Below are 22303 nucleotides of genomic sequence, written 5' to 3' on the forward strand. Positions count from 1 at the left end.
CGCCGCGGGTGGCCGGGAAGGGGCGGGCCGCGGCCGGTTGAGCGACTGTCCGGTGATCGTCGAGGCCGCCCGAGGGTTTGTCCGGATGGCCCTCCATGATTCATGTCGCCGGCCTCCGATGATCGATGATCGATTTACGTTCCGGCATGTGACCTTGGACGTATTGGACTCGTCCTCGACGCCGGTCGTCCGGTAAGAAGGTTCTTTACACCCCTCATCCGGGGCTCAGGGCGCGTGTGCGGCGCGCCCGTCGCGTACCGGCCCGTACGCATCAGTGACCAGGGCCGTACGCGGTGCCCGCCCACTTCTCAACCAGGAGTGGCCACCCTCAAACCATGAAGACCTAAGGGGTAAGACAAAGTGGCAGCGGAGATCGTCAATCCTCGCAGCGACAGCGATACGGGACAGGACGGAGGGGCGGAGCCCCTCGATTCCTTCGACCCCGCGTTCGCGCTGCACCGCGGCGGCAAAATGGCTGTGCAGGCCACCGTGCCGGTCCATGACAAGGACGACCTGTCCCTCGCGTACACGCCCGGCGTGGCGAAGGTGTGCAGCGCCATCGCCGAGCAGCCGGACCTCGTGCACGACTACACGTGGAAGTCGTCGGTCGTCGCCGTCGTGACGGACGGTACGGCCGTGCTGGGGCTCGGTGACATCGGGCCCGAGGCCTCCCTCCCGGTGATGGAGGGCAAGGCGATCCTGTTCAAGCAGTTCGGCGGAGTGGACGCGGTTCCGCTCGCGCTGGCCTGCACCGACGTCGACGAGATCATCGAGACCGTGGTCCGGCTCGCGCCGTCCTTCGGCGGCGTGAACCTTGAGGACATCTCGGCTCCCCGGTGCTTCGAGATCGAGCGGCGGCTCCAGGAGCGGCTCGACATTCCCGTGTTCCACGACGACCAGCACGGGACCGCGGTCGTGACGCTGGCCGCCCTGCGGAACGCCGCGCGGCTGAGCGGGCGGTCGATCGGAGACCTGCGTGCCGTCATCTCTGGTGCGGGTGCCGCGGGTGTGGCCATCGCCAAGATGCTGGTCGAGGCGGGCATCGGGGATGTTCTGGTGGCCGACCGCAAGGGTGTCGTGTCGAGTGACCGGGACGACCTCACTCCCGTGAAGCGGGAGGTGGCCGGGTTCACCAACAAGGCGGGCCTGTCCGGGTCGCTGGAGGATGCGCTCGCGGGTGCGGACGTCTTCATCGGCGTGTCCGGCGGTACGGTCGCGGAGTCCGCGGTCGCTTCCATGGCGAAGGGGGCCTTCGTGTTCGCGATGGCCAACCCGGACCCCGAGGTGCACCCCGAGGTCGCGCACAAGTACGCGGCCGTGGTGGCCACCGGGCGGTCCGACTTCCCGAACCAGATCAACAACGTGCTGGCGTTTCCGGGGATCTTCGCGGGGGCGCTGCAGGTGCGTGCCTCGCGGATCACGGAGGGCATGAAGATCGCGGCGGCCGAGGCGTTGGCGGCGGTGGTCGGTGACGATCTCGCGGCCGACTACGTCATTCCGTCCCCGTTCGACGAGCGGGTGGCTCCTGCGGTCACGGCGGCGGTTGCTGCGGCGGCTCGGGCGGAGGGTGTTGCTCGTCGCTGAGCCGTGGTGCTCGTGGTTGGCGCGAGGGTCCCGTCCGGGTGGGTTTCCGGGCGGGGCCGTTTTTTGCCTTTGGGTGGGGCCGATTGGGTGGCGGGTGCGGGTGCGGGTGCGGGTTTGGGTGCGGGTTCGGTGGGGGCGGGCGTTTTTGCGCAGTTCCCCGCGCCCCTGATGCCTGCGGCGCAGCTGCGGGCCCGGTGGGGGCTTGTGTAGCGCGTGCGGTGTGGTGGGTGGGTCGGGGCCGGGGTGGGGGGTATCCGTCCTCGGTCCGGCGGCTCGGTTCCTTTGAGTAGGGCTCGGTGACGGACGCCGGCCGCTGCGGGCGGACACCCCCCACCCCGGCCCCTGCCTGCCGTACGCGGCCAACGGCCCGTCGTGGCGCCGGTGACTGCAACTCCCTAGGGGCGCGGGGAACTGCGCGACCAGCCACGACGGACCCGCACCCGCCGGACAACCTGACCCGGCACCCCCATAGGCACCCCGCCCAAGTCCCCAAACGCAACAGGGCATGTGTCACAACGCGCCCCGGTTCCCCCGCACCGTCGGCGGACCTATCGTCAAGGTCATGTTCGCTGTCTACGCCGCCCGAATCGACCGCGACAACCCCCTCTCGGGACTGGAGTCGGGGGAGCGCCCGGCCCCCGAAGCCCGTCCGGGTTGGAGCGTCGTCGATGTCAGGGCCGCTTCCCTGAATCACCATGACCTCTGGTCCCTGCGCGGCGTAGGCCTCGCAGAGGACAAGCTTCCGATGATCCTCGGCTGTGACGCCGCCGGTGTCGACGAGGACGGCAACGAGGTCGTCCTGCACTCCGTCATCGGGCAGAGCGGGCACGGCGTCGGCCCCAAGGAGCCGCGCTCCATCCTCACCGAGCGCTACCAGGGGACGTTCGCCGAGCAGGTGGCCGTGCCCACCTGGAACGTGCTGCCCAAGCCGAAGGAGCTGTCCTTCGCGGAGGCCGCCTGTCTGCCCACGGCCTGGCTGACCGCGTACCGGATGCTGTTCACGAACGCAGGCGTCCGACCCGGTGACTCCGTGCTGGTGCAGGGGGCGGGCGGCGGTGTCGCCACGGCCGCGATCGTGCTCGGGAAGGCCGCGGGTCTGCGGGTCTTCGCCACGAGCCGGGACGAGGCCAAGCGGAAGCGGGCGCTGGAGCTCGGAGCCGTGGAGGCGCTGGAGTCGGGCGCGCGGCTGCCGCAGCGGGTGGACGCCGTCATCGAGACGGTGGGTGCGGCCACCTGGTCGCACTCCGTGAAGTCGCTCAAGCCCGGCGGCACACTGGTCATCTCCGGTGCCACGAGCGGTGACCGCCCCTCGCACGCCGAACTGACCCGGATCTTCTTCCTGGAGCTCAAGGTCGTGGGCTCGACCATGGGCACCAAGGACGAGCTGGAGGACCTGCTCGCGTTCTGTGCGGCCACGGGTGTGCGGCCCGTCATCGACGAGGTGCTGCCCATGGACCGTGCCCGTGAGGGCTTCGAACGGGTCGCGTCCGGTGAGCAGTTCGGGAAGGTCGTGCTCACGAACGGCTGATATCCCGTTCGCTTTCTTTCCTCCTTCTTGTCGGCGGCCGGTCCGGGTGCGGATCGGCCGCCGACGTTTGTCAATTTTGGTTGACAGGTGGGGCATGTCAACGTAGGTTGACGTCATGACCGAAGCAACGGATCTCGCCGAGCGTGCCGGTGATCGCGATCCCCGGGTCGGCCTACGTGCCGTCGCCGCGCTGCGCAGGCTGCTGGAGCAGCTGGAGTCGGTGCAGGTGCGCAGTGCGCGCAATCAGGGCTGGTCGTGGCAGGAGATCGCCGCGGAACTCGGAGTGAGCAGGCAGGCCGTGCACAAGAAGTACGGGAGGCATTGATGTTCGAGCGGTTCACGAAGGACGCCCGGGCCGTGGTCGTGGGCGCGGTCGAACAAGCCGAGGGGGTGGGCGCGGGGGCCGTGGACGCCGGGCACCTGTTGCTCGCCCTGTTGGACCGGGAGGCCGGTCGGGCCTCCTTCGCGCTGGCAGCTCTCGGGCCGGCCGGGAGCGCGGACGCCGTGCGGGAGGCGCTCGGTGAGGCGCGGCGGCGGGCCGGGCTGTCCCAGGCGGACGCCGAGGCGCTGGCCGGGCTCGGTATCGATGTCTCGGAGATCGTCGCGCGGGTGGAGGAGGTGCACGGGGTCGGAGCGATGTCCGGCGACCGGAAGAGCGGGCGGGGGTGGTCCGGGCGGCGTTCCTTCGGGCGGGATGCCAAGGAGATCCTGGAGAAGGCGCTGCGTATCGCCGTGGCCCGGCGGGACCGCCATATCGGCGACGAGCACATCCTGCTGGCCCTGACCGTCAGGCCGGGGGTGCCCGGGGAGGTTCTCGCCGATCACGGGGTGACCTATGAGTCGGTCGTGCGCGTCCTCTACGGCGGGGGAGAGGCGAAGGCCGGCTGAGGGGGCTACGGGGGGCGAGCGCTCCGGTGGTACGGCGGCTGTGCGGGGGTGAAGCCGTCGCACCACCGGAGGTCGGGCGGTTCACGCCTTCGGTGCTCGCAGCAGTGCTCCTATGCGGGCCGCCGCCGTCGACAGGTGGCGTCGGGCGTCGTGGAACTGGTCGGCCGTGATGCCGTGGTCGCGGGCCGCGTCACGGATGTCGTCCCGGAAGCGGTCGAGCAGACGGTCCAGGTCGCGGGCCGGGTCGCCGGTGGGGCCCTCGTGGGCCCAGGAGGGCTCGTACTCGGCGGGGAAGTCCTCCGGTGTGCGGGAGTACTGGGGGCCGGGCGGGGTTCCGTCCGCCTTCTCAGACCTCGCGCCGCTCCGGCCGAAGCCGAAGTCCTTCCCGAACTCCTTGCCGTAGTCCTTCCCGAACTCGCCGAACTCCTTGGCCAGTTCGGTCAGTCCCTCGCGCACCCCGGTCGGCCAGTCGCCGCGCGCGAAGTGGTCCTGGACCTGCTCCTGCACCCGCCGGGCGATCCGCTGCACCTCCTCCTGCGCCTGCTCCCGGGCCCGGTCCTGGGCCTCCTTGGCCTGGCGGCGGGCCCGCTGGGCCTCCTCGCGGGCGCGGCGGCTCTCGTCCTTGGCGCGCCGGGCCTGCTCCTTCCACTCCTGCTTGACGCGGCGCATCTCCTCCTTGGCGGCACGCCACGACTCCTTGTCGGCGTACTCCGTGAAGTCCCCGAAAGGGCCCTCGGATTCCGTGCCGGCGCCCTTGGCGGAGCTGCCGGATCCCCGGCGGGCCTCGGTGGCGGCCGCCCGCATCTCGCGCCGCAGATCGCCCGCGGCGCCCCGCACATCGGCCCGGATCTCGGCGGCGAGCTCGGCGACCGACTCGCGGATCTCCAGCTCCAGGTCGGCCAGTTCACCGCCGCGGTCGGCCAGCTCGGCGCGGCCCGCGTCCGTGATGGCGTACACCTTGCGGCCGCCCTCGGTGGTGTGGGTGACCAGGCCCTCCGCCTCCAGCTTCGCGAGCCGGGGGTAGACGGTGCCCGCCGAGGGGGCGTACAGGCCCTGGAAACGCTCCTCCAGGAGACGGATCACCTCGTAGCCGTGACGCGGGGCCTCGTCCAGCAGCTTCAGCAGGTAGAGACGGAGACGGCCGTGGGCGAAGACGGGGGGCATGTCAGAGCACCTTCTTGTCGGTCGTGCCGTCGGCCGGGCCGCGGGTCGGGTCGTTCGCGCGGGCGTCCGTGGGGTCGTCCGCCGGGGCGGGGGCCTCGTCGGCCCGGCCGGAGAGGGAATTGTCCCCCGAGGTGCCGTGCCCGCCGTCCACCGGGTCGGTGCTGTCGGCCGGCCCCGCGCCCGTGTCAGCGTCCTTCACGAAGGGATCGGTCTCCCCTGACTCCTCCTCGTCCTCCCGGGGTGGGCGGCCCAGCAGGGCGATGGAGCCGGAGACGGTGGTCGCGCGGAGCTTGCCGGTGCCCGCGCCGAGGCGGCCCGTGACCTTGTGGGCGCCCCACTGGCCGCGCACGCGCAGGCCCTCGAAGGCGTTGGAGATCGTGCCGCTCGCGGTGTTGGCCTCCACCTCCGCATCGGCGGGCTGGGGGAGCCGGATGGCGATCTCACCCGAGACGCTGGTCAGCCGGACGTCGGTGGGGCCCTCCGGGTCGAGGTCGACGATCATCGAGCCGCTGACCGAGTCGGCCCGCACGGAGGGACCGGAGCCCTCCACGACCGTGAGATCCCCGGAGACGGAGTTGAAGCGCAGGTCGCCGGTGACCGCCTGGGCCTCCAGGTTCCCGGAGACGGTGTCGGCGCGGACCGGGCCGGAGAGGCCGACGAGGGTCGTGTCGCCGTTGACCCCCTTCACCACGGACGGGCCGCGCACCCCCGACACGACGGCGGCGGCGCTGACCACACCCACCTCGACACGGGTGTCGGCCGGCACGGCCAGCGAGACGACAGCGCTGCGCCGCCAGCCCTTGCGGTCGAGCCACTTGAGGAAACCCTTCCAGGGCAGGTCCTCGTAGGCCACCGTGAGGGTCCCGCCCTCCTGGGTGACGACCAGAGGGGGTCCCTCGATCTCGGAGACCTCCAGGCGGGCGGAACCTTCGTCCGTGCCCACCACGTTCACCGTTCCGTTGACGATGCGTACGTGGAGTTCGCGTACGGGCTCGTCGAAGGTGAGCTTCCTGGGCTCCGTGACGGACCACTCGGACATGGTGCAGACCTCCCCGTAGCAACGCGCCATATCGCGTCTTCTGCAAGTCACGATATATCGTGGACGTCGAAAGTCAAGACACTCGTTCTGGGGAGACGGGGGTCGCAAATATGACCAATCTCCGCGAATCGCCCTAGCGTGTGAGCATGTCGACGGAAGCCACCTCCCGTACCGGTCGCACCGGTCCCGCCCCCGGCGCCCTGCTGATCTGCCGGGCCGAGCCGGATGCCGTCGCCTCCGCCGCCCCGCTGCTGCGCGAGCGGATGCTGCTCACGCGCGCGGGGGAGGGGTGGAGCGTCCTCGTACCGGAAGGCGGGCCGTGGCTGCGCGGTGGAGAGCCCGTCGACCGTGTCATGACCGGCTGGGCCACCGCCCTGGCCGTCGGGGCTCCCTGGCCCGTCCTCGCCCTGTGGTGGGACGCGGACCAGGGCGGCTACACCCTCGCGTCCGGCTTCCGCCGCCCCGTCGGCTACATCTGGCTCACCAACGGCACCCCGGCCGGCGAGGACGAGGCCATGCGCACCTTCGCGGCCCGTCTGGCGCTCGACCCGGTCCTGGACGTCCAGTCCCTCGACCACCTCACGAAACCGGACCCCGCCTCCGACGTCCGCACCCGCCTGCGCGGCCTGCTCGCGGTCCTCACGCGCGTGGGCCTGGACCTCCCCGCCGGCCTCGCCCCCGGCGAACCGACCGACCGCCTCCGGGCGGCGGCCAGGACCCGGCCCGACGCCCGCCCCGTCGAGTGGGAGAACCGGCAGGACACGGTCCGCGGCGAACTCGAAGCGGTCGTGGGCCACCGCCTCACGCCCTGGCTCCCCTGGTCCGGCGACCCGAGGGCCCGCACCCTTGCCCTGGCCCAGATGGCGGCAGGCCTCCCCCTGGCCGTCTGGGGCCTACGGCACCGCAGCGGCGGCTGGCTCACGGCGGGGGCGCTGCTGCTGGCACACGGCACGCTCGGGCTGTCGTACGACCTGACGCACCCGCGCGACTGACCCCCCACACCCGATCGCCGCCACGAAAGTAGCGGGGCACCTCAGGGGCGCCCCGCGACTGGAAAGCCGTCCGGCCTATTCGTCGTCCTCGTCGTCCAGCCGGGCGAGCCACGTGGCCAGCCGCTCCACCGGCACCTCGAAGTCGGGATTGAGGTCCACGAACGTCCGCAGCTGCTCGGCGAGCCACTCGAAGGTGACTTCCTCCTCGCCGCGCCGCTTCTCCAATTCCTCGATGCCACGGTCCGTGAAGTACATGCCGTCAAGGATAAGTGCGCAGAAACGGCCGGGCCGCACCCCTCGGGAGAGGGATGCGGCCCGGTCACGTACTGCCCGCGAGACGGGTTACGCCTCGAACACCTCACGCACCAGCTGTTCCTGCTCCGCCTGGTGCCGCTTGGCGGAACCGACGGCCGGGGAGGAGCTGTGCGGGCGGGAGATCCGCCGCAGTCGCTCACCGTGCGGGATGTCCGCGCCGACCGCAAGGTCCAGGTGGTCGATCAGGTTGAGGGCGATGAAGGGCCACGCGCCCTGGTTCGCCGGCTCCTCCTGGGCCCACAGGTACTTCTCGGCGTTCGGGTACTTGGCGATCTCCGCCTGGAGCTCGGTGCCCGGGAGCGGGTACAGGCGCTCGATGCGGATGATCGCCGTGTCCGTGATGCCGCGCTTCTGACGCTCGGCCTCAAGGTCGTAGTACAGCTTGCCCGCCACGAAGACGACCTTGCGGACCGCGGCGGCGTCCACGGACGTGTCGCCGATGACCGGGCGGAACTGGCCCGTCGTGAACTCCTCCGCCTTCGACGCGGCGGCCTTCAGGCGCAGCATCGACTTCGGGGTGAAGACCACCAGCGGCTTGTGGTGCGGGTTGTGCACCTGCCACCGCAGGAGGTGGAAGTAGTTCGACGGCAGGGTCGGCATCGCGACCGTCATGTTGTTCTGGGCGCAGAGCTGCAGGAAGCGCTCCACGCGCGCGGACGAGTGGTCCGGGCCCTGGCCCTCGTAGCCGTGGGGGAGGAGCAGCGTCACACCGCTCGTCTGGCCCCACTTCTGCTCGGCCGCCGAGATGTACTCGTCGACGATCGTCTGCGCGCCGTTGACGAAGTCGCCGAACTGCGCCTCCCACAGCACGAGCGCGTCGGGGCGGGCCAGCGAGTAGCCGTACTCGAAGCCCATGACCGCGTACTCGGACAGCAGGGAGTTGTAGACGTTGTAGCGGGCCTGGTCCTCGTTGAGGTACTGGAGCGGGGTGTGCTCCTCGCCCGTCTCGCGGTCGATGAGGACCGCGTGCCGCTGGCCGAAGGTGCCGCGCTGGGAGTCCTGGCCGGACAGGCGGACCGGGGTGCCCTCCAGGAGGAGGGAGCCCACGGCCAGCGTCTCGCCCATGCCCCAGTCGATCGTGCCGTCCTCGACCATCGACGCCCGGCGCTGCAGCTGCGGCAGCAGACGGGGGTGGACGTGGAAGGTGTCGGGGATGTTGACCTGGGACTCGGCGATCCGCTTGACGACCTCCGCGGAGATCGCGGTGTTCACGGCGACCGGGAACTCGGCCTGCGGGTCGGAGACGGGACCGGCGGCCGGCTGGGCCGTCACGGCCTCGCGGACCTCGGTGAAGACCTTCTCCAGCTGGCCCTGGTAGTCCTGCAGCGCCTGCTCGGCCTCTTCCAGGGTGATGTCGCCGCGACCGATGAGGGACTCGGTGTACAGCTTGCGCACCGAGCGCTTCTTGTCGATCAGGTCGTACATCAGCGGCTGGGTGAAGGCCGGGTTGTCCGACTCGTTGTGACCGCGGCGGCGGTAGCAGATGAGGTCGATCACCACGTCCTTGTTGAACGCCTGGCGGAACTCGAAGGCCAGACGGGCCACCCGGACCACGGCCTCCGGGTCGTCGCCGTTCACGTGGAAGATCGGGGCCTCGATCATCCTCGCCACGTCCGTCGCGTACATCGACGAGCGGGAGGACTCCGGGGCGGCCGTGAAGCCGACCTGGTTGTTGATGACGATGTGGACCGTGCCGCCGGTGCGGTAGCCCCGCAGCTGCGACATGTTCAGGGTCTCGGCCACCACGCCCTGGCCCGCGAAGGCCGCGTCACCGTGCAGGGCGACCGGCAGGACCGTGAAGTCCGTGCCGCCCTTGTTGATGATGTCCTGCTTGGCGCGGACGATGCCCTCGATGACCGGGTCGACCGTCTCCAGGTGGGAGGGGTTCGCGGCCAGCGAGACCTTGATCTGCTCGCCGTCCAGGCCGGTGAAGGTGCCCTGGGCGCCCAGGTGGTACTTCACGTCGCCGGAGCCGTGCATCGACTTCGGGTCGAGGTTGCCCTCGAACTCGCGGAAGATCTGCGCGTACGACTTGCCGACGATGTTCGCCAGGACGTTCAGGCGGCCGCGGTGGGCCATGCCGATGACGACCTCGTCCAGGCGGGACTCGGCGGCCGAGTCGAGGACCGCGTCGAGCAGCGGGATGACGGACTCGCCGCCCTCCAGGGAGAAGCGCTTCTGGCCGACGTACTTCGTCTGCAGGAAGGTCTCGAAGGCCTCGGCGGCGTTCAGGCGGCGCAGAATGCGCAGCTGCTCCTCGCGCTCCGGCTTGGTGTGCGAGCGCTCGATGCGGTCCTGGATCCACCTGCGCTGCTTCGGGTCCTGGATGTGCATGAACTCGACGCCTGTGGTGCGGCAGTACGAGTCGCGCAGCACGCCGAGGATGTCGCGCAGCTTCATCAGGGACTTGCCGGCGAAGCCGCCGACCGCGAACTCCCGCTCCAGGTCCCACAGGGTGAGGCCGTGCTCGGTGATGTCCAGGTCGGGGTGCTTGCGCTGGCGGTACTCCAGCGGGTCGGTGTCGGCCATGACGTGGCCGCGGACCCGGTAGGAGTGGATCAGCTCGAAGACGCGGGCGGCCTTGGTGACGTCGTCGTCGTGCGAGGCGTCGATGTCCTTGAGCCAGCGGACCGGCTCGTAGGGGATGCGCAGCGCCTCGAAGATCTCGTCGTAGAAGCCGTTCTCGCCGAGGAGGTAGTTCGCGACGACGCGCAGGAACTCGCCGGACGCGGCGCCCTGGATGACCCGGTGGTCGTAGGTCGACGTGAGCGTCATGACCTTCGAGATGCCGAGCTTGTTCAGGGTGTCCTGGGAGGTGCCCTGGAACTCCGCCGGGTAGTCCATCGAGCCGACGCCCATGATGACCGACTGTCCGGGCATGAGGCGGGGCACGGAGTGGACCGTACCGAGGCCACCGGGGTTCGTCAGGGAGACGGTGACGCCCGAGAAGTCGTCCATCGTCAGCTTGCCGTCACGGGCGCGGCGGACGATGTCCTCGTAGGCCTGCCAGAACTCGAAGAAGTTCAGCGTCTCGGCCTTCTTGATGCCCGCGACGACCAGCTGGCGGTCGCCGTTGGGCTTCACCAGGTCGATGGCGAGGCCGAAGTTGACGTGCGCGGGCTTGACGAGGGTGGGCTTCCCGTCCTTCTCCGCGTAGTGCCAGTTCATCGAGGGCATGGCCTTGATGGCCTGCACCATCGCGTACCCGATCAGGTGCGTGAAGGAGATCTTCCCGCCCCGGGCGCGCTTGAGGTGGTTGTTGATGACGATGCGGTTGTCGAAGAGCAGCTTCACCGGCACCGCGCGCACGGACGTGGCCGTGGGCAGCTCCAGGGAGGCGTTCATGTTCTTCGCGACCGCGGCGGCGGGACCGCGCAGGGTCACCAGCTCGGGACCGTCCGCGGAGGCACCCTCGGCGGCCGGCTTCGCGGCGGGCTTCGCAGCGGCGGGCTTGGCGGCCGGAGCGGCCTGAGCCGGAGCGGCGGCCGGAGCGGCCTTGGCCGGAGCCGGAGCCGCGGCGGCGGGCTTTGCGGCCGGAGCAGCGGCCGGGGCCGGAGCCGGAGCCTGCGCCGGGGCGCTGGGCGCCGGGGCGGCGGACGCGGCGGTGGTGGTCTCCGCGGCCCCCGCGGCCGCGGTACCCGCCGCAGCCGGAGCGGCAGCCCCCGACTTGTAGTCGGCGAAGAAGTCCCACCAGGCACGGTCTACCGAATTCGGGTCCTGGAGGTACTGCTGATAGATCTCGTCGACGAGCCACTCGTTCGGCCCGAACGCGGCAGCGGGGTTCTTGCCCGCTTGGTCTGCGTCGGTCGAGATGCTCGAGTTACTGGGGGACTGTGGCGACACGGCGGCAACCGCCCTCTTCCGCTTCTCACAAGGTGATGGACAGCGGAAATAAAGGCTACGCCCCCAAGACCGGGAAGGTCAGGCCGGGCCGGTCCATCGTCGTGTAAGTCACATCAAAGAGCGGGTTTCGGGGGCGGAAATGGCGGGAAACAAGCGTGGTTCTGGTGCGTGAATCCGCCTCAGGGAAGCGCCGAGCGGGGCCCTGCGCGACTGCGGCGCGGCCCTCTGCCTGATCACACGTGTCCGTCAGCGCCGAACACAGATGGATCTTGTGGCTCCACTTCGAACTTTACGTCAACTTGGCAGAGAGGGAAGTCCCGGAAGGGTGACAAGAATCCTGCAGCCCCGCTCGGATTCGGCCACTCCGATCCGGCCGCCGTGCAGATCCACCGCCCAGCGGGCGATCGCGAGCCCGAGCCCGGTGCCGCCGTCGCTGCCCGGACCGTGCGGCCGCATGACCTGACCGCGGTTGAACCGCTCGAAGACGCGGTGCCACTCCTTGCGCGGAATACCGGGACCCTCGTCGAGGACCTCCAGCTCCAGCGACTCGGGCAGCGGCCCGCGCCGCGCCTTGACCGTCACCCGTCCGTGCGCGGGGCTGTGCTTGACCGCGTTGTCGATCAGGTTGGCCACGACCTGGTGGATGCGCTCCGGGTCGGCGTGCGCGGTGAGCTCCGGCGGGGACACGTCGAGGTGCAGATGGACGTCGTTGCGCGTGTGACTGCCGGACCCGGACGCGATGCCCGCGCGTGCCGTGGCGACCATGTTGGCCTCCTTCAGCACGCCCGACAGGTACGGCCACACCTCGAACCGCCGCTTCTTCAGCGGTACGACGCCGTTGTCGAGGCGGGACAGGTCCAGCAGTGTCTCCACCAGCCGGCCGAGCCGCTCGGTCTGCTTCAGGGCCGTGCGCATGGTCTCGGGGTCCGCCTGGGTGACGCCGTCGACGATGTTCTCCAGCACCGCACGCAGGCCCGCGATGGGCGTGCGCAGCTCGTGGGAGACATTTGCCACAAGTTCCTTGCGCTGGCGTTCCTGGGCCTCCAGGTCGTCCGCCATGCGGTTGATCGTCTGGGCCAGGTCGCCCAGCTCGTCCCGGCGGTTCTCGCGGACCCGGCGGGTGTAGTCGCCGTGCGAGATGGACCGGGCGACCGCGTTCATGTCGTCCAGGGGTGCGGTGAGCGAATGCGCCACGAACTGCGTAATGAGCAGTGTGGCGATCATCGAGAAGACCGTGATGAAGCGCAGCTCGGTCGCCGTGCGCATCGCGATCATCATCAGCCCGGTGGTGATGAGGACCGCGATGACGACCAGGGCGCCCAGCTTGGTCTTGATCGAGAACGGGCTCACGCCGCCCCAGGGCTCCCTGGGGCTTCTCCGGCCGGCCGGACCCTCGCTCATGGCGTCGGCGTCTCCAGGGCGTAGCCGACGCCGTGCACCGTGCGGATCCGCTCGGCGCCGATCTTCCGGCGCAGTGCCTTGATGTGGCTGTCGACGGTGCGGGTGCCGGACGCGTCAGCCCAGTCCCACACCTCGGCCAGCAGCTGCTCACGGGAGAGCACCGCGCGCGGGGTGTTCGCCAGGCACACCAGGAGGTCGAACTCGGTGGGCGTCAGGTGCACGTCCTCCGAGCGCACCCGCACCCGGCGCTGCGCGTGGTCGATCTCCAGCTCGCCGAGCCGCAGGATGCCGCTTCTGGGCGTGGCGGCGGCCAGCGCGGCCCGCTCGACGCGCCGCAGCAGCACGTGCACGCGCGCGGCCAGCTCCCGCATCGAGAACGGCTTGGTCATGTAGTCGTCGGCGCCGACGCCGAGCCCGACCAGCATGTCGGTCTCGTCGTCACGGGCCGTCAGCATGAGCACCGGCACCGGACGGGCGGCCTGCACGCGGCGGCAGACCTCCAGACCGTCGAAGCCGGGCAGCATGATGTCGAGGATCAGCAGGTCCGGCTGCCAGGCCTCGGCCGTGTCCACCGCCGACGGACCGTCGACCGCCGTTTGCACGAGGAATCCCTCGGCGCGCAGGCGGGTCGCGATGGCGTCGACGATCGTCGGATCGTCCTCGACGACCAGGACCCGGCGCTGAGCGCCCTGGGTGGCCGTCGAACCGTTGTGGGAGGTGTGTGTCTGCTCCATCGCCCGCCCCTGGGGAGTGCTTTCCGGAACCATGTGGGGTGATTCCTTGTCTGCGCATGACTGCGATTGACGCTTGAATGATCGGCGTAGGGAAGCAGAGTACGGGGAGTCATCACCCCTTTGCTATCCAGGTCGGACGGCGAGATGGACGACGTCCGGTACGCCCCGGGCAACGGGGATCTCCTCGGTACGTACCTGATGGAACCCGGCATTTGCTAGGGATTGCTCAAATTCCGCAGAGGGTTTCGCCGACCACACGGCCAGTACGCCGCCCGGCTTCAACGCCCTTGCGCAGCTTGTGAGTCCGGTACGCGCGTAGAGGCCGTGGTTGCCGTCCGTGACCGTCCAGTCGGGCCCGTTGTCGATGTCGAGGCACAGCGCGTCAAAAGTGGCGCATGTCTCATTGACGAATCCGACTAGATCCGTTTCCACAATGTTCGTCCGGGGATCGGCGAGCGCCCGCCCCGAGAGGGCCGAGAGCGGGCCAGTGCCGCGGTGCCAGTCGATGATCGCCGGTTCCCGCTCGACGACCGTGATCCGGCCCCACCTCGGGTTCGCGGCCGCGTGTGCGAGCGAGAAGCCGACACCGAGGCCGCCGATGAGGACGTGCGGATCCGGCCGCTCGTCGAGCGCGGCGAGCGCGGCGTCGACGAGCATCCGCTCCGAACGCCCGTCGGAGGTGTCCATCAGGAAGCAGCCGTTGGCGATGATCTGGAGCAACTCGCCGTGGCGCCGCAGGACGACCTCTCCGTGCGGACCCTCACGACGGTCCAGGACTTCGGGAATGTCGTACGAGGTGGGCATCGGCCCATTCTGGCAGGTGCGGGGCCCGGGCCGGGGTTCCTTGAGAAGTCCCTGTGAATCGGGGCAGGGGTGGCGCAGGTCACAGACAGTGGGCGGGTGGGACGCGAAGGGTGGGGTGGGACGGAAGGAGCAGCTCACCTTGGAACGGACCGCGCCGCCCCCGGCTGCCTCCGACGCGCCCGCCCCGGAACCACCTGCCCCGGAAGCACCTGTCTCGGACGCGTGCTTTCCGGATGTGGCCGGACTGCTCGACGGGATGCCCCGGCAGCGGGAACGGGGCGAGACGGATGCCGCCGGGACACCGTGGACCCGCACGGCAACGGCTGCTCCGGACACCCGGGTTCGCTTCCCCCGGCTCCTGCGACTGCTCCCCACCCCCACCGGGACACCGTTCACCTTCGTCTACGGCGCCGTCCTGGCCGTCATCTCCCTGGTCGCCGCGCAGTTGGACCCCGCCGTGGTGCACACCCTGCACCAGGGCTCCAGCACCGATGTCGCGCACCTCGTGCGCACGCCCGTACTGGTGCTGGTGGCCAGCGCGTCGTGGATCGCGGGCGGGATCCTCTCGCCGTACGCCCTCGCGCTGCTGTTCGTCCTCACCGCGCTGGAGCGCCGGATCGGTGGTGTGCGCACGGCCGGTGTCTTCCTGTTCGGGCACATCGGGGCGACCCTCGCGACGGAGGTCCCCATAGGCCTCGCGGTCGTGGCCGGGCAGTTGCCGGCCAGTTCGCTGCACCGCCTCGACTACGGCGTCAGCTTCGGCGTGGCCGCGAGCCTCGGCGCGCTGGCGGGGCTGCTCGGGCCGTGGCTGCGCTGGCCGTTGCTCGCCCTCTTCGGCTGGGTGCTGGTGTCCGACCTGATCGCGTTCACCGACCCGCTGACCGACTGGGGCCATCCGATCGCCCTGACGATCGGAGTCGCGACTTGGCCGCTGGTGCGGCGCCGGTACCGGGACCGGCAACCCGTCGCCGCCGGTTAGGCCCGACGCCGCCGCCGTCCCGGTGGCCCCGTGTCAGCCGGCCGGTGGCGTCCAGACGTAGGGCGTGGTCGTCGTCACCGCGTGCAGGCCGAGCCGGCGCAGGATGGGCGCGCTGTCGTCCGACGCGTCCACGTGCAGCCAGGTGACCCCGCGGGAGACGGCGAGAGCGGCGCGTACGGCGACCAGGGCACGGTAGATGCCCCTGCCCCGCCAGTCGGCCAGGGTGGAACCGCCCCACAGGCTCGCGAACTCCGTGCCCGGGCGGAACACCAGCCAGGCGGCGCACACCACTTCGCCGTCCGCCTCGGCGACGTACACCGCGGTGTCGTCCGGCGCGGTGGCGACCCGGCCGATCAGCTCCTCGGCGAGCCAGCCCCAGTCCTGGCCCCACACCGCCGACTCCATCGCGGCGATCCGCCACATGTCGGCGTCCGCCGTGACCCGGCGCACGGTGACGCCGTCCGGCAGCACGGGCTCTCCTACGGCCATCTCGGCGGCCCGGCCGACCAGTACCGTCTCCCGCTCCTCGGGCACGAAACCGGCCGCGGTCAGTCGGTCGGTGAGGTCGGCCGGGGTGTCGTGGGAGCGGGTCTTCCACTCGACGGCCTCGCCGCGCGCCGCGAAGAAGTCCCGTTGCCGCGCGATGAGTGCGTCGAGCGCGTCACCCGCCACGCCGAGGTCACGCGGCCCGCTCACGAACCCGCGGAACTGGCCGACGATCCGCAGCAGGGGTCCGTCCTGCTCGTACGTCACCCCCGTGGGCGGGGCCGGGGGAGCGCCGCGCATCTGGTCGTCGTAGGCGGAGAGGAGGTGCTGTATGTGGGTGGTGGTCATGGTCGTTCGTTCCCCCGGTCGTCTAGGTCGTCTAGGTCGTTCTGGTCGTCACCAGGCACGCGCGCGTGGAGGTGCTGGTCGTGTCGAGGGTCCTCGTTCAGGAGGGCGTGGCGCATGTTCGTGGGCGACGGCGTGGCAGAGGGTGAGGCGATGCAGACCGAGGTCGTGCAGCACCGGCGACGGGTTCTTGGCGTGCTCGTCCCGGGGGCCGGCGGCGAGGCCGGCTCGCGGTCACCGGGTTTCAGGCCGCCGGGAAGAGGGAGGACCGGCTGGGCGTTGTCCGCCGTGCGGCCGGCGGGAACCACCGGAGGTATCGGCGTGATCACCGGCGCAGCATGACAGAGGCCGTCCGCGGCCGCCTCGGGGTTTTCCGCGGACGGTGACGGACGGTCACCCAGAGTCCGGCCCCACGAACTTCGCACTGGTGAGCGGAGCCTCCACATGCCAGCCCACAGACTCGTACAGCGCCCGTCCCGCCGGGGTTCCGAGGACGCCGGTGTCCGCCCCCGCGGCGGCCGCCGCGGCCTGCAGCGTGCGCATGACGACGCTGCCCAGGCCCAGGCGCCGCTGGGCGGGCGCGGTCTCGATCTGGTCGAAGACGGCGGTCGCGCCGGTCGGGGCGGTCTGGCCGCGGGCCGCGAGGGAGCCGTCGGGCGCGGCGACGAGCACGCCCGTGACCCCGCCTGCGGACCAGACGCGCTTCCGGTAGCCCTCGGGGACCTGCGTACGTCCGCCCTCCGCTCCGGCCGGCGGGACCGTCATCAGATACCCCGGCTCGGGATCCACCCACCAGCCCCCGCCGAGCCGGCCTCCCATCACCGCCGGGTCCTGGAACACCTTGAGCCACACCCCGGCGCCCGTCACCCCGCCCGCGACCTTGCGCACGAGCTCCTCGTCCACGTCGTCGCCCAGCGCCTCGAAGACATGCCGCGAGACCTGCGCGAGCTGCCCCACGTCGACGGTGAACCCCCACGGCTCACGCTCCGGCGGGGCGGCCCCGCGGGACACCACCCAACCCGTCACCCACGCCTGTACGACTCCGTCCATGGCAACCCCCTGTAAAGGCCTATGTAATGACCGCTGACCCCATGCACCTATTACGCGATGACGATAGGTCCGGAAGCGCCGATTCCGGCAGTCGTGATCGCCGTCAGCGAACAGGCAGGCGGGTGGGGAACATTCGACGGCGCATGCGCATTGAGTCGGCATAGCTCAACTTGAATGCCGAAGGGGAGATCATGGCTTCGACGTCCACACCGCTCACTCTGCCTGTGCTGCCGCTCGACGACGAGGTCGTGCTGCCCGGAATGGTGGTCCCGCTGGACCTGAACGACGCCGACGTCCGCGCCGCGGTGGAGGCCGCCCAGGCCGCCGCCCGCTCGGAACCCGGAAAGCCGAAGGTCCTTCTGGTGCCACGCATCGACGGCGAATACGCCGGCACCGGTGTGCTCGGCACCATCGAACAGGTCGGCCGATTGGCCGACGGCGACCCGGGCGCGCTCATCCGCGGCCGGAGCAGGGTCAAGATCGGTGCGGGGACCACCGGCCCGGGCGCCGCCCTGTGGGTCGAGGGGACCACGGTCGACCAGACCGTCCCCGACCCGCTGCCCGGCCACGCGACCGAACTCGTCAAGGAGTACAAGGCACTCGCCACCGCCTGGCTGCGCAAGCGCGGCGCCTGGCAGGTCGTGGACCGGGTGCAGGCCATCGACGACGTGTCCGCCCTCGCCGACAACTCCGGTTACTCGCCCTTCCTGACCACCGAGCAGAAGGTCGAACTGCTGGAGACGGCCGACCCGATCGCCCGCCTCAAGCTCGCCACCCAGCAGCTCCGCGACCACCTCGCCGAGCAGGACGTCGCCGAGACCATCGCGAAGGACGTCCAGGAGGGCGTCGACAAGCAGCAGCGCGAGTTCCTGCTCCGCCGCCAGCTGGAAGCCGTACGCAAGGAACTGCGCGAGCTCAACGGCGAGCAGGAGGGCGAGGAGTCCGACGACTACCGCGCCCGCGTGGAGGCCGCCGACCTGCCCGAGAAGGTGCGGGAAGCCGCCCTCAAGGAGGTCGACAAGCTGGAGCGGTCCTCCGACCAGTCCCCGGAGGGCTCCTGGATCCGCACCTGGCTGGACACCGTCCTCGAACTGCCGTGGAACGAACGGACCGAGGACGCGTACGACATCCAGGGCGCCAAGGCGATCCTCGACGCCGAGCACGCGGGCCTGGAGGACGTGAAGGAGCGGATCACCGAGTACCTGGCGGTGCGCAAGCGCCGCAACGACCGGGGACTCGGGGTCGTCGGCGGCCGCCGCGGCGGTGCCGTGCTCGCCCTCGTCGGCCCGCCCGGCGTCGGCAAGACCTCGCTGGGCGAGTCCGTCGCGCACGCCATGGGCCGCAAGTTCGTCCGCGTCGCCCTCGGCGGCGTACGGGACGAGGCGGAGATCCGCGGTCACCGGCGGACGTACGTCGGCGCGCTGCCCGGCCGGATCGTGCGGGCGATCAAGGAGGCCGGTTCGATGAACCCGGTCGTCCTGCTCGACGAGATCGACAAGGTGGGCTCCGACTTCCGCGGCGACCCCGCGGCCGCCCTCCTGGAGGTCCTGGACCCGGCGCAGAACCACACCTTCCGAGACCACTACCTGGAGGTCGAACTCGACCTGTCCGACGTGGTGTTCCTCGCGACGGCGAACGTCCTGGAGGCCATCCCGGAGGCCCTGCTCGACCGTATGGAGCTGGTCCGCCTCGACGGCTACACCGAGGACGAGAAGATCGTCATCGCCCGTGACCACCTGCTCCCGCGCCAGCTGGAGCGGGCGGGGCTCGCGAAGGACGAGGTCGTCATCGACGAGAGCGCGCTGCGCAAGCTCGCCGGCGAGTACACGCGCGAGGCGGGCGTCCGCACCCTGGAGCGGTCCGTCGCGAGGCTGCTGCGCAAGGTGGCGGCCCAGCACGAACTCGGCGAGCGCGAACTGCCGTTCACGGTCACGGACGAGGAACTGCGCGGTCTGATCGGCCGGCCGCACCACGTGCCCGAGTCGGCGCAGGATCCCGCGGAGCGCCGTACGGCGGTCCCGGGTGTCGCCACCGGGCTCGCGGTCACCGGAGCGGGCGGGGACGTGCTGTTCGTCGAGGCGTCGCTGGCCGACCCGGAGACGGGCGCGGCGGGTCTGACGCTGACCGGCCAGCTGGGTGACGTGATGAAGGAGAGCGCGCAGATCGCGCTCAGCTTCCTCCGCTCGCACGGCGCGGAGCTCGAACTGCCGGTCGGCGATCTGAAGGACCGGGGCGTGCACATCCACTTCCCGGCGGGCGCGGTCCCGAAGGACGGCCCGAGCGCGGGCGTCACCATGACGACGGCGCTGGCCTCGCTGCTCTCCGGCCGCCTGGTCCGCACGGACGTGGCGATGACGGGCGAGGTCTCGCTGACCGGCCGGGTGCTCCCGATCGGCGGCGTGAAGCAGAAGCTGCTCGCCGCGCACCGCGCCGGGGTGAGCACCGTCATCATCCCGAAGCGCAACGAGGCCGACCTGGACGACGTCCCGGCGGAGGTGCTGGACAAGCTCGACGTCCACGCCGTCACCGACGTCCGTCAGGTCCTGGAGCTGGCGCTGTCCCCGGCCGTCAACGGGGCGACGCCGGAGGTTCCGGTGGCGGCGTGACGCCGTAGTCCGTCAGCGGGCTGCGTCCGCGGGCACCGGATGAGGTGAAGGCCCGGGTTCTTCGTGAGGGAGGCCCGGGCCTTCGCCGTACGCCGGGGCGGGTCAGCCGTTAGCGAGCGCCTGCACCCGGTCGAGGGCCCCGTCGAAGCGGTCGTGGTCGCCGACGGTCGGGCCGGAGGAGGTGTACTGCCACATGGTGTACCCGCTCCAGCCGGCCGGGAGGGTGCCGGCCGTCGAGGCGTACCGGGCGATCCACAGCGGGTTGGCGGAGGCGAAGCCGCCGTAGTCGCCGGTGCACTGGGCCCACCAGCTGGTGGCGGTGTAGATGACCGCGTGGCGGCCGGTGCGGGCCTTGTACTGGTTCAGGAAGTCGCGGATCCAGGTGACCATCGCGCTCTGCGTCTTGTCGAAGCAGGCGTCGCCGTACGGGTTCCACTCGATGTCGAGCACCCCGGGCAGTGTCCTGCCGTCCTTGGACCAGGCACCGCCGTGGTCGACGAAGTAGTCGGCCTGCGTGGCGCCGCTCGTGGTGTCCGGGGTGGCGAAGTGGTAGGCCCCGCGGATCATGCCGACGTCGTAGGAGCCGGAGTACTGCTGGGAGAAGTAGGGATTCGTGTAGTACGTCCCCTCGCTCGCCTTGCTGTACGCCCACCGGACACCGCTGTTCCACAGGGTCGGCCAGGCGACGTTGCCCTGATAGCTGGCGACGTCGACGCCCTCCGCCCGGGTGGCGCGGGTGGCCGTGGGCAGACCGTCCTGGCCGTCATGCGCTACGACGCCCATTCCCATGTGGGCGGAGCCGCGGGCCGGGGTGGCGGTGGAGATGGCGGTGGCGCCGGTCTCGGGGGCTTCTGCGGCCGAGGCGGGGGTGGTGGGGGACGTGGGGAGCAGGGAGAACGCGGTGAGGAGGAGTCCGACGAGGAAGAGGCGTCGGGGACGTATGGGTCCTTGTTTGTGTACGGGCATCGAGTGCCTCCGATGGCTCGGTGGGGTGGGGGACGAGGAACGGGCCGGGGCCGGCCGGGCTGACGTGAGCATGCCAGCCACCGCTCGGTGAAGACGCTGCGTACGGCGACGACGGGGTGGAGAGGGACCGGAGGCTGCCATTGGTCCAGCCCTGCGAAATACTTACGGAGCTGCGGTGGTGTCGCAATTTGGCGGAAACCTTCACGACCGGGAAATTCAAGGCAGGGGCTGACGTGCACGAAGACGGAAACGGCGACGGTGGCCGGGGCGGGGCCGACGTGGCGCCGAGCGGTGTGGATCAGCCCGGATTCCTGGCGCTGGAGCGCGAGTTGACCGTCCTGCTGCGCCGCGCCCGGGCCAACCAGGGGGAGATGGCCCGGGAGGTCCACCCCGACCTGGAGTCGGCGGCTTACGGACTGCTCGTCCGTCTGGATGAATGCGGCCGCCAGCGTGCCACCGAACTGGCCGCCTACATCGGCGTCGGCAAGGCCACGATGTCCCGGCAGCTGCGTGCCCTGGAGGACCTGGGCCTGGTCGCCCGCGAACCCGACCCGGCGGACGGCCGTGCCTGGCTGGTGGACCTCACGAAGGAGGGCCGCTCCCGGGTACAGAGGGTCCGCGACGCACGCCGGGCCCGGTACGCGGGCCGACTGGCCCACTGGGACCCGGACGAGGTCACCCAACTGGCACGGCTGTTGCACCAGCTGAACAGGGGTATGGAGAAGTAGGCCGCCCCCGAGCACCGCAGGGTCCGGCGTACCGCCGGGCGAGGTGGGCGGACGCCTCCCTTGTACCGGCGCCGGTGCGATGTCGTCGAGCGGGTCGGGCAGGCGTTTGCTTGGGCCGGGTGGGTGGGGTGGTCGAGTGTGCCGGGTGGGGGTTGCTCCGGCCGGGGGCCCCAAGTGACCGTGGCGGATCGGTGTCGTCGAGTGCGCCGGATGACAGTCCGCTCCGGGCGGGCGCCTGCCGTGGTGGTGCCGGGTCGGCGTTGTCGGCGCGCCGGGTGGCGGCCGTGGTCGAGCAGGTCGGGGCGGGTGCCCGCTGCCGCCGGGTGCCTGTTGTGGTCGTGCCGGATCGGTGTCGTCGAGTCGGCCGAGCGGGTGTCTGCTCCGGCCGGCTGCCCTTTGGGCCGTGCCGGGGCGGCGTTGTCGGCGCGCCGGATGACAGTCCGCTCAGGGCGGCGCCCGCCGTGCCAGTGACCGGTCGGTGTCAGCCAGTGCGCCGGGCCGGCCGGGCGTCGGTCGTGGTGGGCCGGGGGGAATCGTTGAGTGCGCCAGGCGTGCGTCGCTCCGACCGACCTCCCCGTCGCGCCGATGTCGGGGCGACCCCGTCGACCCCACCGCACGGCCTCCGCTCCGGCGGCTGGTCACGGGTCGGCCCGCCCCTGCCCCGGGTAGGCACCCGGGCCGTCGTGCGGATCGGTGTCGTCACGGTTCCCGCTGCTCGCCCGGTCGCCGCCGCTCGCGGCTCCGGCGTCGTCGGTCGGCGTGCGGGCCGTCGTGCCGGCCGGTGCGGTCAGGGCGACGCCGTCGACCCCACCGCACGGCCTCCGCTCCGGCGGCTGGTCACGGGTCGGCCC

General features: G+C 71.1%; 18 protein-coding genes and 1 pseudogene. 8 read left to right on the plus strand and 11 right to left on the minus strand.

Annotation, left to right across the window (positions count from 1 at the left end):
* The first annotated feature begins 360 nt into the window (after nucleotides 1–360).
* The 4 genes from H293_RS0140790 (at nucleotide 361) to H293_RS0140805 (ending at nucleotide 4000) form a co-directional block, all read left to right on the plus strand.
* Entirely contained in the window at nucleotides 361–1584 is a 1224-nt protein-coding gene (locus H293_RS0140790) for an NAD(P)-dependent malic enzyme (protein ID WP_020123540.1), read from the plus strand.
* 562 nt (nucleotides 1585–2146) lie between these two features.
* A complete protein-coding gene (locus H293_RS0140795; RefSeq protein WP_020123541.1) occupies nucleotides 2147–3112 on the plus strand; it encodes a zinc-binding dehydrogenase in 966 nt (321 codons plus the stop codon).
* A gap of 115 nt (nucleotides 3113–3227) precedes the next feature.
* Nucleotides 3228–3437, plus strand: a complete 210-nt coding sequence (locus H293_RS0140800; RefSeq protein WP_007384656.1) for a helix-turn-helix domain-containing protein — start codon at nucleotides 3228–3230, stop codon at nucleotides 3435–3437.
* Complete coding sequence (locus tag H293_RS0140805) at nucleotides 3437–4000, plus strand: Clp protease N-terminal domain-containing protein (protein WP_020123542.1); 564 nt, start codon at nucleotides 3437–3439, stop codon at nucleotides 3998–4000. Before H293_RS0140800 ends, H293_RS0140805 begins: the two co-directional genes overlap by 1 nt.
* Before the next feature lie 81 nt (nucleotides 4001–4081).
* On the opposite strand, the gene H293_RS0140810 is transcribed toward H293_RS0140805, so the two are convergent.
* Entirely contained in the window at nucleotides 4082–5164 is a 1083-nt protein-coding gene (locus tag H293_RS0140810) for a PadR family transcriptional regulator (RefSeq protein WP_020123543.1), read from the minus strand.
* Between the two features lies 1 nt (nucleotide 5165).
* Entirely contained in the window at nucleotides 5166–6203 is a 1038-nt protein-coding gene (locus tag H293_RS0140815; RefSeq protein WP_020123544.1) for a DUF4097 family beta strand repeat-containing protein, read from the minus strand.
* Between the two features lie 146 nt (nucleotides 6204–6349).
* Between H293_RS0140815 and H293_RS0140820 the strand changes: the two genes are divergently transcribed.
* Nucleotides 6350–7195 carry a hypothetical protein gene (locus H293_RS0140820; protein ID WP_020123545.1) on the plus strand — a complete coding sequence of 282 codons (846 nt, stop codon included), beginning with the start codon at nucleotides 6350–6352 and terminating at the stop codon, nucleotides 7193–7195.
* 75 nt (nucleotides 7196–7270) lie between these two features.
* Here H293_RS0140820 and H293_RS0140825 read toward each other — a convergent pair whose 3' ends face one another.
* The 5 genes from H293_RS0140825 to H293_RS0140845 all read right to left on the minus strand — a co-directional run bounded on the left by H293_RS0140825 (nucleotide 7271) and on the right by H293_RS0140845 (nucleotide 14292).
* Nucleotides 7271–7450: a DUF6104 family protein gene (locus H293_RS0140825; protein ID WP_003992906.1), complete on the minus strand. Its 180-nt coding sequence runs from the start codon at nucleotides 7448–7450 to the stop codon at nucleotides 7271–7273.
* Nucleotides 7451–7537: 87 nt separating this feature from the next.
* Entirely contained in the window at nucleotides 7538–11353 is a 3816-nt protein-coding gene (locus H293_RS0140830) for a multifunctional oxoglutarate decarboxylase/oxoglutarate dehydrogenase thiamine pyrophosphate-binding subunit/dihydrolipoyllysine-residue succinyltransferase subunit (protein WP_020123546.1), read from the minus strand.
* Between the two features lie 294 nt (nucleotides 11354–11647).
* The gene (locus H293_RS0140835) at nucleotides 11648–12754 is read right to left on the minus strand and encodes a HAMP domain-containing sensor histidine kinase (RefSeq protein WP_028808627.1); all 1107 of its coding nucleotides are present in this window, start codon (nucleotides 12752–12754) and stop codon (nucleotides 11648–11650) included.
* Nucleotides 12751–13488, minus strand: coding sequence for a response regulator transcription factor (locus H293_RS0140840; protein WP_007384663.1), 738 nt, complete (start codon nucleotides 13486–13488; stop codon nucleotides 12751–12753). The genes H293_RS0140835 and H293_RS0140840 overlap by 4 nt, the downstream gene beginning before the upstream one ends.
* Nucleotides 13489–13611: 123 nt before the next feature.
* Nucleotides 13612–14292: a spermine/spermidine synthase domain-containing protein gene (locus tag H293_RS0140845; RefSeq protein WP_020123549.1), complete on the minus strand. Its 681-nt coding sequence runs from the start codon at nucleotides 14290–14292 to the stop codon at nucleotides 13612–13614.
* 139 nt (nucleotides 14293–14431) lie between these two features.
* Here H293_RS0140845 and H293_RS51055 point away from each other — a divergent pair, with 139 nt between their 5' ends.
* The gene (locus H293_RS51055) at nucleotides 14432–15271 is read left to right on the plus strand and encodes a rhomboid-like protein (RefSeq protein WP_063746965.1); all 840 of its coding nucleotides are present in this window, start codon (nucleotides 14432–14434) and stop codon (nucleotides 15269–15271) included.
* A 33-nt stretch (nucleotides 15272–15304) separates the two neighbouring features.
* Here the strand turns inward: H293_RS51055 and H293_RS0140855 are convergent, their stop codons facing one another.
* Both H293_RS0140855 and H293_RS0140865 read right to left on the minus strand, forming a co-directional pair.
* Entirely contained in the window at nucleotides 15305–16105 is an 801-nt protein-coding gene (locus H293_RS0140855; RefSeq protein WP_020123551.1) for a GNAT family N-acetyltransferase, read from the minus strand.
* Between the two features lie 390 nt (nucleotides 16106–16495).
* Nucleotides 16496–17152 carry a GNAT family N-acetyltransferase gene (locus H293_RS0140865; protein ID WP_020123553.1) on the minus strand — a complete coding sequence of 219 codons (657 nt, stop codon included), beginning with the start codon at nucleotides 17150–17152 and terminating at the stop codon, nucleotides 16496–16498.
* A 191-nt stretch (nucleotides 17153–17343) separates the two neighbouring features.
* Here H293_RS0140865 and lon point away from each other — a divergent pair, with 191 nt between their 5' ends.
* Nucleotides 17344–19758, plus strand: coding sequence for an endopeptidase La (gene lon, locus H293_RS0140870; RefSeq protein WP_020123554.1), 2415 nt, complete (start codon nucleotides 17344–17346; stop codon nucleotides 19756–19758).
* A gap of 102 nt (nucleotides 19759–19860) precedes the next feature.
* Here the strand turns inward: lon and H293_RS0140875 are convergent, their stop codons facing one another.
* Complete coding sequence (locus H293_RS0140875) at nucleotides 19861–20724, minus strand: lysozyme (RefSeq protein WP_020123555.1); 864 nt, start codon at nucleotides 20722–20724, stop codon at nucleotides 19861–19863.
* Between the two features lie 233 nt (nucleotides 20725–20957).
* On the opposite strand from H293_RS0140875, the gene H293_RS0140880 reads away from it, so the two are divergent.
* Complete coding sequence (locus H293_RS0140880) at nucleotides 20958–21452, plus strand: MarR family winged helix-turn-helix transcriptional regulator (RefSeq protein WP_020123556.1); 495 nt, start codon at nucleotides 20958–20960, stop codon at nucleotides 21450–21452.
* Between the two features lie 638 nt (nucleotides 21453–22090).
* Here the strand turns inward: H293_RS0140880 and H293_RS0140885 are convergent.
* Nucleotides 22091–22303: pseudogene (locus tag H293_RS0140885) on the minus strand (hypothetical protein); the annotation flags it as partial.

Origin of the sequence: Streptomyces canus 299MFChir4.1, assembly GCF_000383615.1 — a bacterium.
GTDB lineage: Bacteria > Actinomycetota > Actinomycetes > Streptomycetales > Streptomycetaceae > Streptomyces > Streptomyces canus_C.